Origin of the sequence: Aureimonas fodinaquatilis, from assembly GCF_008369445.1 — a bacterium.
GTDB lineage: Bacteria > Pseudomonadota > Alphaproteobacteria > Rhizobiales > Rhizobiaceae > Aureimonas > Aureimonas fodinaquatilis.
The window spans coordinates 262,028-277,423 of the sequence record NZ_VTWH01000004.1 but is presented as its reverse complement, the minus strand read 5'-3'; the positions used below and the strand labels follow the sequence as shown (position 1 = coordinate 277,423).

The window sequence follows — 15,396 nt, the reverse complement described above, 5'->3', positions numbered from 1 at the left end:
CTGCCGAACCTGTGCCGGCATTTATCCTTCCTGGTTTGCAGGCTGCATTTGCACCAGAACATGGGTGATCAGATCAAAAGCATTGGCAACAGCCTGGTCGGACTGCGTGTCGAACGGTAGCTGATCGAGCCGGGCAATATCTGCAACCCGGCTTCGGCCGGCCATGTTTTGTCCGTTGGTGGCCAGATTGGCCAAAGCGGTTCGGATGGCCTGAAGTCTGATAATGTCCTGATCACTGGGCGGACTGTCCCGAAAATGCCGGGCGAGCAGTCTGGCGGAATGCGCCAAGGTGTAACTGCGACCGAGTATCCGCCGTGTTCCTGCCTGCGCCATACCAAGATTCCAGACGCTGCGCATGGAGCCGATTGCGGTTAAAATATCCGCCCGCGATTTGTCCAGCGCGTTCGCCGCGGCCATTATGGCAGTTCGCTCAGCCTGCCCCTGTGAAGCAATGATCGCCTGCATCAACTGGTCCAGCGATTTCAGAAAATGCTCGATTGCGCTGCTGGATTGCTGGCTGGTGCCAAGCGGCAGAACGGCCAGTGACACAAATATGCCGGCAGCGGCGCCAATCGCCGTTTCTTCCAGTCGAAGGACCAGAAGCTCAGGTGTGAATTCGCCGATCAGCCCGTAGACCAGGCAGAGAGTGATTGTGATGAAGAAAGTCATCGCGCTGTAGGAAATGGAAATCAGGTAGAAGGCTGCGAAGATTGAAATTGCTACCAATGGCAGCGTCCATTCAATTTGACCGTGAACCAGCACAGCCAGGCCGATGCCGACACAAATCCCCAAACCTGTTCCAAGGGCGCGGTTCAGGCCTTTTACCGCAACATCTCCGCGCGATTGTGTGTTGGTGAAAATAAGAAAGGCGGTCATGACCGCCCAGAACCAGCGGTCGGGAGAAAGCGCCAATCCGCCTGCCATGGCAATGGCCGATGCAAAAGTCACCTGAACTGCCTGCCGAAATACACTATCCTTCAGCCAGCCGCCAGAAGCTGGAAAGAACGTGATTTTTCCCGAAGCGGATGTTGCGGAAATGGCAGGAAAAGTTGCTGGCATGCGCGTTGCGGCCTGTTCCACACTGGACAGGCTGTCGGCCAAAGTCTCAAGGGTTCTGCCCAGGTTCCGGCTCGTTTCAGCATCATTCTGGCCATTGAAATGCAAGGCTGTCGCCACGGCACTTTCCAGTGCCAGATGCAGGTCAAACAGTTGCACAGCCATGGTTGAAAGCTCGCTGTGGGAACTGGCAGCAGCGTCCAGTGGCAAATAGCTCTCACACAAAAGAATTGCATCTCTGGCCCGGTGTTCAAGCATCAGGACCTGCTGCACCTCGACATGGGTCCATTTGCTGGTCGATTTTTGCTCTATTGTATGGTGCAGCTTGCGAGACAGCGAGACGGCAATGTCCAGGATGATCCTGAAGTCATGTGCGGGCCGTTCCGGCATGACAAAGTTGCGCACAAAATGCGCAATCACCCCGGAAAGGGTCAGCGCAATGGCTATGTCACCAAGGTCAGTGTCCGGAGCTTTGACAAAAGCGCCAACCACACTGCACATGAAGGTGAACAGTCCAACGCCCTGCCAACGCGTTCCAAACCTGCGTGCATAAACCGCCAGAAAAATCACGATGAGAAGCAGGATATTCACATAGAGCAGCGAATGCTCGACCAGTGACATTGCAGCTATGGCCGTGAAGGCGCTGAGCGCAGCATACAGCCGGGTGACAGCCCGAGCTTCGGCAGTCGTATCCTTGATTGCGACAGCACCCTGCAAGGCCGTTATCATCGCCATGGCGTAGGCGGCTGCCGGCATTGGATACCAGTAATGCAGCAAAAACAGCGCAGAACATACGGCAACCACCGTCATGAGAACCCTGCAGGCGGTGCGAAGACGCACCATGCCAGGATCGGAGCCGAGCAGATTGAGCCTGAGGTCTGACACAACCGCCTTTCGGTGAAACAGGCTCGGACCGGGCATGATTTTAAACGTGAACCCTAAAAACTGCGCTCGAAGCGCAAGAGGCCTGAAGTCTGGTCGCTTGCAGCAATGCCGGTGAAATCGACATTGGTATAAGTGACTTCGGCAAGCACACTCATATTGGTCGTCAGATCGTAGCCGATGTCACCCACCAGAGCCCAGTATTGGCCTTTTTCATAATTCAACGCCGCCGCGCCGGGCGCAAAAAAGCCGTAGTCGAAAGTTTTGCCATAACGGCCTGCGGCTGCAAGTGTCAGCCGGTCAATTTTCTGCGAAAAGCCGGCGCCGATCGACCATTCCAGAACAAGCGGAACGGCGCCCGGCCGAGGATCTTTGAGGGTGGGATTGTTTGGCAGCACGCCCGGCGCCGTAGTGAAGCCGGATATCGTGGCGTAGCTTGTCGGGTCCGACGCCCAATGCCCATCAATCTTGATGGTTGAATCATGGCTTAGAAGACTGTCCAGCCGCAAGCCCGCCTTGACGGCCACCGCCTCGCCATGGCGGCTCAGGATGTCTGTTTGTATACCGGGCAGAAAACGAGCAAAGGCAAGATCATCAGCATCAAAGGATTCGTCGTAGACTGCAGCAAGATAAGCGGCACCCCATGTGCCGGAATATGCGAGCTTGGCCTGCGGTATGGCTGAGAAGGAGCCTCGCTCACTATCCTCCAGGCCCAATGTCAGCGAAAAGCCGTCATGGGAAAATGTGTAATTGATCTGATTGGTGTTGACGTCGCCAACCGCCAGAGAATTGTCCGTTGGCAGCCCATCCTCTATGCCGCCGGTTTCAGAAGCCCAAAGCGTGTCGGTGTAGCCAGCCAGAAAGCCGCCCAGTTGCATATAGGCCTGCTTCATAATGAAACCGTCCGGGTTTCCTGAGCCATCGCTTTGGGCCTGAAGCTGCACAAAAGCGCGCAGGGTGCCCAGATCTGTCGGTTCACGCACGTCGAAGTTGAGCCGGGCTCGCGCGGTTGGTGAAATCTGGTAGTCGTCGCCTTCGGTGTTTACGGCAGGGCTGCCGGCATAATTATACTGGTATCGGATATAGCCGCTGGTTTTCAGGCAGGTTTGTGTGCCGGGGATGGAAATGAAGCCCGCGCCAAACACTGAGCAAATGCGCAGGTAATCGGCGTTGTCATCCGCAATCGGCGCTACCCCATCGGCGGCATGGGCAATGTGGCCCGGCGCGAAAATCAGAATTGTCGCTACAAGCAGAGTTGCCGGATTTTGCGCCATCAGGTCCCGGTGCCTCCTTCAGAAGCGCCTCTGAAAAGATTCAGGCCCAGGCTGAGTGCGGCAGCTTTGACGGCAGCCTGACCGCGGACACTGTTTCCTGCCGGGTCCAGCCCGGGTGAAAAAGCTGCAATTGCAAGCTTGCCGGGAGCAATGGCAAGCACACCGCCACCGACACCACTTTTGCCCGGTAGCCCCACGGTGTAGGCCCAGTCACCGGAGCCGGTGTAAAGGCCCTCCATCATCATCTCGGCAAGCACGTGGTGGACATAGGCTTCCTTGATAACGCGCTTTCCGCTGAGCGGATTGACCCCACCGGCAGCCAATGTGCTGCCCATGGTGGCAAGGTCCAGTGTGCTGACAAGTGTGGAGCATTGGCGTGTGTAAACATCTACCGCCCGCATCGGGTCGCTGTAGCAGGTGCCTGCGCTGAACAGCAGCCACGCAATTGCCCTGTTGTGAAAATTCGTCGACTGTTCTGATGTGTTGATCTCGTCGCTCATGGTCAGCGGCCTGCCGGCAAAGGCACTTTGGCAAGCCAGGATCTTGCCGAAACAATCGTCTGCACTTTCCCCTGGCACCAGACTGACGGTTGCTATTGCGCCAGCATTGACCAATGGCGAAAGAGGTTTGTCATTGTTGAGTTCAAGCGCCATCACCGAATTGAAGGGCAGGCCGGTTGGACTGTCGCCGATTTTGTCTCGCACCTCGTCCGGTCCGATCGCGTCCATGACCAGCGCCAGTGTGAACACTTTTGAAATCGATTCAATGGCAAAGCCATAATCGTGGTCGCCCGCCTTATGAACCTCGCCACCGGCAGTCACAATGGCAACTGACATCAGGTTCGGGTCGATGGACGCAAGGTAGGGAATGTAATCGGCATTCATACCACCGCTGGCTGCCAGACCGGCATCCATTCCCGCGCGCACGGCGTCTGCATAAGTGCTGACCGACTTTGCGTCTTCCGCCATGGTCACGTGTCCTTCCGGCCGGGATGTTTCAATGGCAGCAGGTGATGGGAGCCACGGGCTCGTGGATGCATCCAGAAGTGGTTGGGCGGCGCATTGGTTGTCGTGACGGGTACGAGGGTTGCCTCTGGACGTTTGCCGCGCTTGGTGTGCAGAGCGTAAACGATGAAGGGAATAACGAGCACGATAATAAAGCTCGAAACCAGCAGCATGACATAGGTTCTGTCAGCTTCGATGCCGGCCAGCCCGCTGGGCGGGAAGAACGAGATGACAAAGGCGAGGGCCGAGACAACAAAGCCGGATCCTGCAACGAGCAGTTTTACGCCCTTGCCGCCGGGGATGTTGTAGGAGCGCTTCTTTTCCGGGTGTTTCAGCACCAGAACCATATATCCCAGAAACAGCAGGAAATAGGTGATGAGATACAGAACAACGGTCAGTGCCAGCGCGATCAGGAAGGACATGTTGCTGCCGCCGGCCCCGAGTGTCAGCACCACAATGGCGACCGAGGTGAGGCAGAGCTGGAAACCGACGAGTGCAACCGGCACACCATTGCGATTAACTTTGGCCATAAATGCGGGCAGGATGCCGTGCTGCGCGGTGACATACATTCCGCGCGACGGGCCGACGATCCACGAGGTGATTTCTGCCACGACGCCCAGCACAAGAAGCGCCGCGATGATGCGAACCGCCCATTCAAAAGCCGCGCCATATGGCAGAAGCAATGCCTCGAAAGTCTGCACGACACCTGAACTTAGGTTGATCTGATCGCCAGGGATAACGGCGGCAACGGACAGGCCACCGATAGAGCTCAACCCGATCGCGGCAATCATCAGCAGGAACATTGCCAGAGGGTAGTCGCGCGCCGGATTGCGCATCTCGTTGACATGTGTGGCCGACGCCTCCACCCCCATATAGCTCAGGATGAATGCAACGAAGACCACGAGTGTGCTGATCTGGGTGAAGTCCGGGATGAATGTCTGTGCACTCATCTCGATTTCAAGCGGTGCACCGCTTGAAAGATGCAGAATGGCCAGAAGAACCAGAATGCCGGCTGGCGCCAGAATGCCGGCAAGAAATCCGGTTTTTGCAATGCTGGCCGTGTATCGGGTGCCGCCAAGCTGCGTCAGCGCAAGACCCCAGACAATGATCAGGGCGGCGGTCATCTTGATAACCGGATCGTGGTTCAGCGCCGGCCAGTTCAGGATGTATGAGAGAGCGCCCAGCACAAAATACAACATCGGAATAAATCCGACGGCGATTTCAAGATAGGCAAAGGAAATCGCAGCAAAGCCCCAACGCTCGCCCAGCGTGTTGCTGACCCAGGCAAAAACGCCGCCTTCCTCCCAACCCTCCACCGTGGCCATTTCCGCAGCGCAAAGAGCCACCGGAATAAACCAGAGAAGACCACCCGCCAGAAGAAAGAAAACCAGACTAAAACCGGACGTGGCGAATGTAGGATATTCATAAACCGCCATAACCATGGAAGCTGTGATGGCAAAAAAGCCAAACAGACCAAGCTGTTTGGCCTGTGTTCCGGATGCAACTTTTTCCATGATTGCCCTTATTTGCAGAGATTTGCTGAAAAGCGAAAGGCTGGAGGCCGGTTACGGCAGAAGATGTAGATCTGCCTTCACTTTGCCACAATTCGTGCGGTTTACAACCATCAGATGAAAACTATCACTGTGAGTTGTGTCGGCGAACCTGAACCCGCGGCCGAAATCAGGGTGCGGCAGCAATCAGCAGAAACACAAAGAAGATAACCAGGTGCACACAGCCCTGCAGGATGGTGGTTCGCCCCGTTGCAAGGGTGATTGTGCACACCATCAAGGTCAGCACGACCTGCACGACATGGTCCTGTTCAAGCCCGAGCGTGATTGGCCTTTCCATCAAAATGGAAATGACGGCAACGGTGGGAATGCTGAGGCCAATGCTGGCCAGTGCCGAGCCGAGCGCCAGATTGAGACTTGTCTGTATGCGATTGGCGCGCGCAGCCAGATAGGCTGTCGTGCCTTCCGGCAACAGAACCACTGCCGCGATCAACACGCCGATCAATTCAGAGTTGAGTCCGGCAGACAAAACGGCCGAACTGACCACAGGCGTCAGATCTTCCGCCAGCACGATGACCATGACAAGCGCTAGAACCAGCACTGCCGCGCTGATCAGCGTGGCGCGACTGGTGGGGCGGGCATGCGGGGTCGCCTGTTGTATGTCGGTGAAGTATTCGCGGTGGCGCACCGTCTGAACGAAGATGAAAAGGCCATACAGGACCAGCGAGACCGCAGCCACAAAGCCCAGTTGCATGGTTGAATAGTACGGCCCCGGCACGGCAAGTGTGTAATTTGGCAGGATAAGGGTCAGTGTTGCCAGTGTGGCAAGAACCGCCAGGGCTGCGGTGGAACCGGAATTGTGAAACTCCTGCTCTCTGTGCAGCAGGCCACCCACCAGCAGACACAGGCCGACAACGCCGTTCAGCACAATCATGAAGGTTGCAAACACAGCGTCGCGGGCAATCTCTCCGCCCTCGGGAGAGCCGGACAGCATGATTGATACGATCAACGCAACTTCGATGATTGTGACGGCAATCGCCAGAATGATAGACCCGAAGGGTTCGCCAATCCTGTGCGAAATGACCTCTGCGTGCTGAACCGCCGCAAACACGCTGCCAATCAGAAACACTGCCGCAAGAACGACAAACGCCGCTGCGGACGCTTCCACAAGGTGGAATGCGTGAGCCGCAGCAACGAGAACAGCCCCGGCGATGCAGAGCGTAGGCAAATGCCGCAAAGGCGATTGACCGGACGCGGTCATTTTTGAGAAATGCCGCTAGTTAAGGGCGATCTCGACAATATCTCTGACCCAGTCCTCCGGGCTGACGCCCGCTTCACGCGCCTTCTGCGTTACGGAATCCATCGTTGCCGGATCAAACGTCACGTTCAGGATAATGCCATCCGCACTTTCCAGCCCGTATGCAATGTGGGTGACCCGACCTGCAAAACGCGCGACCAGTTGGGTTTTATCTGAGTCGGCTAAGCTGGCATCATCGGCAATAACCGGGCAATATGCAGCGACCAGACCATTCACGGTCAAGAGCGGGGACACGCCCTCCGAGTGCAGCCTGGTCACAGCTTCCACCAGCAGGCCCGGATTATCAAACGCCTCGCCGGAGGTCAGGATTGATTGAATAACAGTCTGCTGTGCCGGCGCTACATCTTCTGCGGGGCAGGAAAAGCTGGACTGCGCGGCTGCCGGAGTGCCCGACAGGAGCACAGAAAATGCCGTGCCCGCCAGAATGCTGAGCGCTGATTGTTTTCCAAACATAATGAAACCCCCGTTATTGACTGCAGCACGCTTTGACGTTGATCCTGAAAACCACATTCACACCTGCTCTAAGCCATCTTAATAAGAAATTCTACCGGTGGATGTGGACTCAAGTTGGGTTGGTAGCTAGTAGTGTTTGTACTTCTGCGGCTAATGATCCTGACATGGAGGGGCAATCGTGTCGTTTCGGCTGTCCGGACGGTATAGCTATTTTTCAAACAATCATGCGAATGTTGCATGCGGATGTCACAGTGACGCCGCGCTGAGAGTTTGTGCTGTCGTCGCCTCCGGACTGACGCGCCGATCTGTCCTTGCCGGGGCGCTTGCAGGCATGGCGGCGGCCTCAATCGGCAAGGGCTTGGCCATTGCAAATCCGAACCGCCGGGTGAGGCTGACAAACGTTCGGATCTTTAACGGCCATTCTCCAGACCTTCTGAGCGGACGGGACATCCTGATCGAGGGTGGACAGATTGCGGATCTCATTGCTGCCGATGCAGTTGTGAATGATGCTGATCATGTCGATTGTGCAGGCGGCGTTGCAATGCCGGGCATGATCGACGCGCATTGGCACAGCTTCTTGGCGGCGTTGCCGCAAACCGTCGCCATGTCTGCCGATGCGGGTTACCTTCATTTGCTGGCCACGCAGCAGGCGGAAGCAACGTTGATGCGTGGCTTCACCACAGTCCGCGATCTCGGTGGCCCTGCATTCGCGCTCAAGCGTGCGATCGACGAGCGCCGTTTTGTCGGGCCGCGCATCTATCCATCCGGTGCAATGATTTCGCAGACCTCCGGCCACGGTGATTTCCGCCCGCGTTTCGAAGGTGCCCACACGGCAATGACGCCTTTGAGCCCGGCAGAAGAGATTGGTATTTCCATCATATCGGATGGCGTGCCGGACATGCTGCGGCGGACACGCGAGCAATTGCTTCAGGGCGCCAGTCAGATCAAGGTCATGGTCGGCGGGGGTGTGTCATCCCGTTTCGACCCGCTTGACACGATGCAGTTCACGCCTGACGAAATCCGGGCCGCGGTGGACGCTGCGCGTGACTGGGGCACATATGTCTGCGCCCATGTCTACACGCCGGAAGGCATAGCACGGGCGCTGGACTGCGGCATCCTCAGCATAGAGCATGGGCAGCTTGCTGATGCAGAGGCTGCTCGTCGCATGGCCGATGCCGGTGCGTGGTGGAGCCTGCAACCATTTCTGGCGGATGAAGATGCCAACCCGCAGGCCAGCGAAGCCGCACAGGCGCAGCAACGGATCATTGCCCAGGGCACCGTTCGGGCTTTTGAGCTTGCCCAACGCTTTAACGTTAAAACGGCAGTTGGAACGGATATTCTGTTCAGCCCGGCGAAGGCCGCAACTCAAGGGCGGCAGATCGCGAAGATCGCGCGCTTCATGTCGCCGGTGGATGTGTTGCGTCTTGTTACCGGTGCCAATGCAGAGCTTCTTGCCATGTCCGGTCAACGCAACCCCTATCCCGGTCGTCTGGGTGTGATTGAAAAGGGAGCATTGGCTGATTTGATTGTCCTCAATGGAAACCCGCTTGAGGACATTGAATTAATTGGACAGCCGGACAGAATTGCGTTGATCATGAAGGACGGTGCAATCCACAAGAATGAGTTGGCGCAGTGACGGATGCTTATGGCAGAGAGGCAGCAGGGATAAAGTCCGGCTGGTGGAAGCTCCTGATCGCGGCTTTTTTTACGTCTGTGCCATTGCTGATGAGTGGTTGCACAGGCAATTCGTCGCCGCTTGTTCCTATGGCAGGAGCGTATTTCCCGTTCTGGCTGATTTGTGTTGCGGCGGGCGTTGTGGGCGCCGTGCTGGTGCGTGTCCTGTTTGTCCGCCTCGGCATTGATGAAGGCTTGCCGCTCAGGCTTCTGGTTTATTGCGCAGTCGCGGCGATCATCGGTTTCGCGCTCGCAATTTTTGTTTTTGGGCGTTGATGCATGGCAAAGTCGGCCTATTCCCGCGGAAAGACTGTGCTTGGTGTTGTGGTGGCTGTTCTTGTTCTTGCTGCCGCGGCCACTGCAACCTGGCTTTACATCAAGCGGGCGGCAGAAAGCCCGCTGTCTGAGGAAGCGGTACTGACTGCCAGTATTGTGAACGTGGCGGCGGCAATCCCCGGGCGCATTGTAACACTGGCGGCAGCCGAAAACCAAAAAGTTGCACAAGGCGATCTGCTGTTTGCCATTGATCCGGAACCTTACAGACTTGCCGTGGAGCAGGCGCGTGCCGACCTTCTGATTGCTGAGGCCGCGCGCGACACCCAGGGCAGAACCATTGCCAGCGAGGAGGCCAACGCCGCGATTGCCCAGTCGCAGGTGACCCGCGCCCGCACAAACCTTGCGCTGGCCGAGCAAACACTGGCACGGCTGACGCCCATGCTGCCCAAGGGCTATGTGAGCGCCCAGCAGGTGGATGACGCACGCACGCTGCGCGATGACGCACAAACCAGCCTGGAACAGGCGCTGCGCCAGACTGAAGCGGCCGAGGCTCTGGTCAACAGCACTGCCGCATCTGAAGCGCTGGTGGCAGCGCGCCGTGCCGCCCTTGCAATTGCCGAACGCAGCCTTGCGGATACGCAGGTCTGGGCCCCGCATGACGGCCGGGTGGTCGGGCTGACAGTTGCCGCCGGAGAGTTTGTTGTTCCCGGTCAGTCTGTGTTCACCCTGATTGACACCAGCACGTGGTATGCCAGCGCTTCATTTCCTGAAACGGCATTGCCCAATATTGCTGTGGGCGACTGTGTGCGGGTTTTTGTGCTGGCAGACCGCACCAAGCCGATTTCCGGCACAGTGGAGGGCATCGGCTGGGGTGTCGCATCGGAAGATCTGATCAACATTCCGCGTGGACTGCCCTATGTTCCAAAATCGCTGAAATGGGTGCACATCATCCAGCGCTTTCCGGTTAGAATCAAATTGCATGAGCCGCCGGAAGATTTGATGCGCATCGGAGCTTCGGCTGCGGCCCTTGTGCAGCGGGGCAATGCTTGCCCATGACGGAAGTTGAACTCCGCCAGGCCCCGACACTTCTGTCGCAGTTGCGCGCTGATCTTGCGCCATTTCCTGGCCGGGCGTCGCTGACATGGCGAATTGCGCTGCTTTGTGCGCTGGTTTCCGCCTGCGCCATGCTGTTCATGACGTTTGAGGCGGCCATCAGTTGCTACCTCATCATCTTCCTGATGAAGCCTGACCCGATCATCAATATTGGCACCGCTCTGGGGCTGATCGTCCTCGTCAGCATCATCGTTGTACTGATGATTTACATCATCCAGTTTTCAGTCGGATCGCCATTTTTACAGATGATGACGATTGCCGTGACATCCTTCGTGTTTCTCTACATCGGCGCGGCCAGTCAGTTGGGCGAAATCGGCGGTATCATTGCCCTTGTCATTGCATTTGTGTTGACGCTGGTTGGTATGGCGCCCATGGGGGCTGCGGTCGATTTTGGACTGCGCTATGCATGGTACATGGCGGCCATGCCGATGGCCCTGATGGCGGTGTTCAACCTGTTTCTGGGCATGTCCACCTTGCGTATTCTGCGCCAGACCATGCTGACGCGCCTTGGAGTGGCCGCTGCGGCGCTGGAAAATCGCAGAACTGCCCATGATGAAGCCTTGCAGGAGGCACTGGACGCTGACAACGGCGCGGTTGAACAACAAGCTGGCTTCGTCAGGATTCTGGCATTGGTTGGCAGGGCGCCGTCTGTTCAGATTGCCGCGGATGTGCGCGCATCTTACCGCCTGATGCTGGCGGTGGCCGCGTTGCCCGGCGACATGCCGGACAACCGCCGTGCGCAGTTGCTGGAACAAATAAACGCTGTTCGTGCCGAATTGCAGGCTGATCGGCAGCCATGCCTGACTTCAGTTCCCGCAGATGCCGTCGGCGCGGAACAAGAGGCCTATGTGGCTCTGGGCATCATCAGTGGTGCGCCCGAGGGGCCGGTGATTGCGCCGCCAAAGGTTGCCTTCTTTTTCAAGGATGCCCTGACCAACCCTGCCTATCAACGCTTTGCGATCAAAACGACGGCAGCGGCGCTGATCTGCTATGTCATCTATACCAGCATCGACTGGCAGGGAATTCATACCGCCCTTGTCACCTGCTATGTGGCGGCCCTCGGCAGCACGGGTGAAACGGTGCACAAGCTTGCCCTGCGTATAGGCGGCTGCCTGATTGGCGCGGCTATGGGCATATTTACCATATTGTTCATCATGCCGCATATTGATGACATTGGCGGGTTGATTGCCATGGTCTTCTTTGGTGTTCTGGTGGGCGCATGGGTTTCAACAGGACCGGAGCGCATTTCATATGGCGGAGTGCAGATTGCGCTGGCTTTTCTTTTGACGGTTTTGCAGGGCTTTGGCCCCACCACCAGTCTGGACACGGCATGGGACCGCATTGCCGGCATTTTGCTGGGCAATGTCGTTATCTATCTGATTTTCACGCGCATATGGCCATTCCCGGTGGTCAATGGCGCTCGCCAGCACCTTTTGACGGCGCTGGAAGGACTTTCCCGGCTGCTGGCAATTGATGCGCGTGACCGCGGGCAGGCCGTGGGTGACGCTGCCCGCATTTCCTGCGAGGCGGGCAAGGCTGGCGAGGCGCTTGACTTGATGCGCTTTGAACCATCGTCCATCCGCACCACACCGGCGGAAGAGAGCAACCTGCGCAGAGCGCAGGAGGAAATCCGCATTCTCCTGCTGGACATCTATGTGAAGCGGGAGAGCCAGCCTGAAACGCAGCGGCGTGTCCAGGATCTGGTTCAGGCGGTGTCCGGATGATGCGCGCTGTTCACTTTTTGCTGCTGCTGATGTTTGCCATGGCGGGCTGCGCATCCAACTCGGCCAACATGACATCCGACGGGCCAGGCACTCCCTGGGCACCCAGTGGCAAGGAAGGCGGGTTGTGGCTGTTGGCGGGCAAGCGAGAGGGCCCGGCTCCGACCACGGCCAGCGGTGCGGCAGACTTCTCCGTTCCGGCCAATCCTGCACTTGCCATGGTACCGCAGACAGAAGGCATCAATCCGAACCGCAAATATGGTCTGCCGGAACTCATCGACATTGCGCAGCGCAACAACCCGGCCACGCGTGAGGCGTGGCAGCGCGCGCGCTCGGCTGCGCTTGCGGTGGGAATGGTGGAGGCCACCTACCTTCCGATTATCACCGCCAGTGCGATTGGCGGAAGGCAGACTGTGCAGACACCCTTGCCCGTGCCGGTAGGAACAGAACGCTATCTTCAGGCAAATGTCAGCGGTGTTAATGCGGTGGTTGCGCTGCAATGGCTGATCTTCGATTTTGGTCAGCGCGCCGCCATTTCTGACGCGGCCAAGGAAGCCGCCATGGCTGCCAATGTTCTGTTCAACTTCGAACATCAGAAGCTGATTTTCGAGGTTACGAGCGCCTATTACACCTATGGTGCGTCACTGGCCGACCTTGCCATTGCGCGGCAGACAGTCGGCAACAGCCAATCCATTGCTGCTGCGGCAGATGCGCGCTTTGCCAGCGGCACAGGCACAAGCATTGAAGTTGCGCAGGCCCGGCAGCTTGCCGCCCAGTCACGGCTGCGGCTGGTTGAGGCAGAGGGGCGTGAGCGCACTTCCTATCAGGTGCTGGTTGCCGCCATGGGCATTCATTCCCCCGTGCGTTTGAATGTTGAGGACGCCCGCAACCGGCGGCTGCCGACGCCTTCAAACGTGCCGCTCGATTCCATGATCCGGCTGGCATTGACCCAACGCCCGGATGTGATCGCTGCCTATTCCGCAGTGGCGGCAAGTCAGGCCGGTGTGCGGGCAGCAACCGCCGAGTTCATGCCCAAGGTCTACGTCGCAGGCACCGTCGGCACCGGCCATGGCAGTTTCAGTATCAATAATCTGCCGGGCATTGGCGAACAGGCCGATGGAGCGGGCATTCTCGTCGGCGCCACCGTGCCGCTTTATGATGGTGGATTGCGGTCTGCGCAGCTTGCGCAGGCGCAGTCGCGCGCGGCAGCGGCCGAGAGCCTGTTTCATCGAACACAAACTGCTGCCATTACCGAAATTGTTGCTGCCAGCAATGCGCTTCGCACCGCACTGGAATCCTACAAAGCCGCCAGCGAACTCGCCTCAGCGGCAAACCTGACTTATGACGCAACGGTGGATGCCTACAAAAACGGGGTTGGCACAGTCACCGCAGCGACTGCGGCGAGCACTGGCCTGCTGGATGCGCGGCAGGCTCAGGCCGATACGCATGCCGCAGCATTGATCAGCGCCGCAACGCTTGCTTTCGCCGTCGGATCACTCACCTCGCGGGATGCTGTGCGCTAGGGACGGCGGGCGCACGAAAACTTGATTGTAACTTGCCCCCACAATCATGAATCACTGTCATATATTTTTAAAATAAATTTAATCTATGAATATTTCAAAAAATCACTGCAAAATACTTGTTTTTATTTTTGCACTGGGTAACCTCTGGTTCAATTGACGACGAGAGGGAGTATAAAAGTGACGAGCAAACCAGAGACGACAGATATGCGTGCGGAACTGCTGGACGACGTCTATTCGGCAGGTGACCTGGCGCTGGCCCTTCCCAAATACGAGTTTCCAAAGCAGGAACGTTCGCCCCGGCATGTCTTCGCATCTGTGCGTGATGAGCTGATGCTGGATGGAAATTCCCGCCAGAACCTCGCTACCTTCTGTCAGACCTGGGTGGACGACGAGATTCACGAACTGATGAACCTGTCGATCGACAAAAACATGATCGACAAGGATGAGTACCCACAGACTGCCGAGATTGAAGCGCGCTGTGTGGCGATGCTGGCCGATCTGTGGAATTCCCCGGAAGCAAAAACCACTCTTGGCTGCTCCACCGTAGGATCTTCGGAAGCTGCGATGCTGGGCGGCCTGGCCATGAAGTGGCGCTGGCGCAAGCGCCGTCAGGCAGAGGGCAAGGCGACCGACAGGCCCAATCTGATCTGTGGTCCGGTGCAGATCTGCTGGCACAAATTTGCCCGCTATTTCGACGTCGAACTGCGCGAGATCCCGCTTGAGGGTGACCGGCTGATCATGAATGTTGAAGAGGTGATGAAGCGCGTTGATGAAAACACCATCGGCGTTGTTCCAACGCTTGGCGTCACATTCACCTGCCAGTATGAGCCGGTGAAAGAAGTCAGCGATGCGCTGGACAAGTTGCAGGCGGATACGGGTCTGGACATTCCAATTCATGTGGATGGTGCCAGTGGTGGTTTTCTCGCGCCATTCTGCGCCCCGGATCTGCCATGGGATTTCCGGTTGCCGCGGGTCAAATCCATCAATTCTTCCGGCCACAAGTTCGGCCTTGCCCCATTGGGCGTGGGCTGGATTGTCTGGCGGGATGCATCCGACCTGCCGGAAGAGCTGATATTCAACGTCAATTATCTCGGCGGCAATATGCCGACCTTTGCTCTGAACTTCTCTCGCCCCGGCGGGCAGGTTATTGCGCAATACTATAATTTCCTGCGCCTTGGGCGGGAGGGTTACGCCAAGGTTCAAAACGCCTGCTATGCGACCGCGCAGTATCTGGCGCGAGAGATCGCGGCGATGGGGCCATTTGAGGTGCTGTTCGATGGCGACAGCCAGACCGGAATTCCGGCGCTGTGCTGGAAGCTGAAGGACGAAACGGGCATTGGTGGCTACACATTGTATGATCTGGCAGACAGGTTGCGCAGCCGTGGCTGGCAGGTGCCTGCCTATTCGATGCCGGCCAACCGCGAAGATCTGGTCATTCAGCGCATTCTGGTTCGCCATGGTGTGAGCTTTGATCTCGCCAGCCTGCTTCTGGAAGACATGAAGCGTTCCATGGAATTCTTCTCCCAACATCCGGTGACACGCCCGATGACGTCGAAAGAAGGCAGCGGCTTCGCACATAACTGAAGCCACATTG

The 15,396-nt window shown here is 57.5% G+C and carries 12 protein-coding genes; 6 read left to right on the top strand and 6 right to left on the bottom strand.

Annotated elements, in window-relative coordinates; genetic code table 11:
- Nucleotides 1–21 precede the first annotated feature (21 nt).
- From FPY71_RS16125 to FPY71_RS16100, 6 genes are all read right to left on the bottom strand, one after another.
- On the bottom strand, nucleotides 22–1,977 hold the full coding sequence (locus tag FPY71_RS16125) for an FUSC family protein (protein WP_149301338.1): 1,956 nt from the start codon (nucleotides 1,975–1,977) through the stop codon (nucleotides 22–24).
- A 17-nt stretch (nucleotides 1,978–1,994) separates the two neighbouring features.
- Nucleotides 1,995–3,212 (bottom strand): porin, encoded by a 1,218-nt coding sequence (locus FPY71_RS16120; protein WP_149301337.1) that lies wholly within the window; start codon nucleotides 3,210–3,212, stop codon nucleotides 1,995–1,997.
- Nucleotides 3,212–4,180, bottom strand: coding sequence for a glutaminase A (gene glsA / locus FPY71_RS16115; protein ID WP_149301336.1), 969 nt, complete (start codon nucleotides 4,178–4,180; stop codon nucleotides 3,212–3,214). Before glsA ends, FPY71_RS16120 begins: the two co-directional genes overlap by 1 nt.
- A 2-nt stretch (nucleotides 4,181–4,182) precedes the next feature.
- Nucleotides 4,183–5,730, bottom strand: coding sequence for a glutamate/gamma-aminobutyrate antiporter (gene gadC, locus FPY71_RS16110; RefSeq protein WP_149301335.1), 1,548 nt, complete (start codon nucleotides 5,728–5,730; stop codon nucleotides 4,183–4,185).
- 166 nt (nucleotides 5,731–5,896) lie between these two features.
- The gene (locus FPY71_RS16105; RefSeq protein ID WP_149301334.1) at nucleotides 5,897–6,985 is read right to left on the bottom strand and encodes a calcium:cation antiporter; all 1,089 of its coding nucleotides are present in this window, start codon (nucleotides 6,983–6,985) and stop codon (nucleotides 5,897–5,899) included.
- A gap of 15 nt (nucleotides 6,986–7,000) precedes the next feature.
- Nucleotides 7,001–7,495, bottom strand: a complete 495-nt coding sequence (locus FPY71_RS16100; RefSeq protein WP_149301333.1) for a hypothetical protein — start codon at nucleotides 7,493–7,495, stop codon at nucleotides 7,001–7,003.
- Nucleotides 7,496–7,826: 331 nt separating this feature from the next.
- Between FPY71_RS16100 and FPY71_RS16095 the strand changes: the two genes are divergently transcribed.
- The 6 genes from FPY71_RS16095 to gad all read left to right on the top strand — a co-directional run bounded on the left by FPY71_RS16095 (nucleotide 7,827) and on the right by gad (nucleotide 15,386).
- Nucleotides 7,827–9,131 carry a metal-dependent hydrolase family protein gene (locus FPY71_RS16095; protein WP_149301332.1) on the top strand — a complete coding sequence of 435 codons (1,305 nt, stop codon included), beginning with the start codon at nucleotides 7,827–7,829 and terminating at the stop codon, nucleotides 9,129–9,131.
- Nucleotides 9,128–9,445 (top strand): YtcA family lipoprotein, encoded by a 318-nt coding sequence (locus tag FPY71_RS16090; RefSeq protein WP_246160624.1) that lies wholly within the window; start codon nucleotides 9,128–9,130, stop codon nucleotides 9,443–9,445. The genes FPY71_RS16095 and FPY71_RS16090 overlap by 4 nt, the downstream gene beginning before the upstream one ends.
- A gap of 3 nt (nucleotides 9,446–9,448) precedes the next feature.
- On the top strand, nucleotides 9,449–10,501 hold the full coding sequence (mdtN, locus tag FPY71_RS16085; protein ID WP_149301331.1) for a multidrug transporter subunit MdtN: 1,053 nt from the start codon (nucleotides 9,449–9,451) through the stop codon (nucleotides 10,499–10,501).
- Nucleotides 10,498–12,282 (top strand): FUSC family protein, encoded by a 1,785-nt coding sequence (locus FPY71_RS16080; RefSeq protein WP_149301330.1) that lies wholly within the window; start codon nucleotides 10,498–10,500, stop codon nucleotides 12,280–12,282. Before mdtN ends, FPY71_RS16080 begins: the two co-directional genes overlap by 4 nt.
- The gene (locus tag FPY71_RS16075) at nucleotides 12,279–13,802 is read left to right on the top strand and encodes a TolC family protein (protein WP_246160622.1); all 1,524 of its coding nucleotides are present in this window, start codon (nucleotides 12,279–12,281) and stop codon (nucleotides 13,800–13,802) included. Before FPY71_RS16080 ends, FPY71_RS16075 begins: the two co-directional genes overlap by 4 nt.
- A gap of 204 nt (nucleotides 13,803–14,006) precedes the next feature.
- Nucleotides 14,007–15,386 (top strand): glutamate decarboxylase, encoded by a 1,380-nt coding sequence (gene gad, locus FPY71_RS16070; protein WP_149301376.1) that lies wholly within the window; start codon nucleotides 14,007–14,009, stop codon nucleotides 15,384–15,386.
- The last annotated feature ends 10 nt before the right edge of the window (nucleotides 15,387–15,396 follow it).

Excerpts from the sequence above, each read along its gene's own strand:
- FPY71_RS16105 (WP_149301334.1), bottom strand. The coding sequence starts at position 6,985 with ATGACCGCGTCCGGTCAATCGCCTTTGCGGCATTTGCCTACGCTCTGC.
- FPY71_RS16095 (WP_149301332.1), top strand. The coding sequence starts at position 7,827 with ATGGCGGCGGCCTCAATCGGCAAGGGCTTGGCCATTGCAAATCCGAAC.
- FPY71_RS16120 (WP_149301337.1), bottom strand. The coding sequence starts at position 3,212 with ATGGCGCAAAATCCGGCAACTCTGCTTGTAGCGACAATTCTGATTTTC.
- FPY71_RS16075 (WP_246160622.1), top strand. The coding sequence starts at position 12,279 with ATGATGCGCGCTGTTCACTTTTTGCTGCTGCTGATGTTTGCCATGGCG.
- glsA (WP_149301336.1), bottom strand. The coding sequence starts at position 4,180 with ATGGCGGAAGACGCAAAGTCGGTCAGCACTTATGCAGACGCCGTGCGC.
- FPY71_RS16100 (WP_149301333.1), bottom strand. The coding sequence starts at position 7,495 with ATGTTTGGAAAACAATCAGCGCTCAGCATTCTGGCGGGCACGGCATTT.
- mdtN (WP_149301331.1), top strand. The coding sequence starts at position 9,449 with ATGGCAAAGTCGGCCTATTCCCGCGGAAAGACTGTGCTTGGTGTTGTG.
- FPY71_RS16125 (WP_149301338.1), bottom strand. The coding sequence starts at position 1,977 with ATGCCCGGTCCGAGCCTGTTTCACCGAAAGGCGGTTGTGTCAGACCTC.
- FPY71_RS16080 (WP_149301330.1), top strand. The coding sequence starts at position 10,498 with ATGACGGAAGTTGAACTCCGCCAGGCCCCGACACTTCTGTCGCAGTTG.
- gadC (WP_149301335.1), bottom strand. The coding sequence starts at position 5,730 with ATGGAAAAAGTTGCATCCGGAACACAGGCCAAACAGCTTGGTCTGTTT.
- gad (WP_149301376.1), top strand. The coding sequence starts at position 14,007 with ATGCGTGCGGAACTGCTGGACGACGTCTATTCGGCAGGTGACCTGGCG.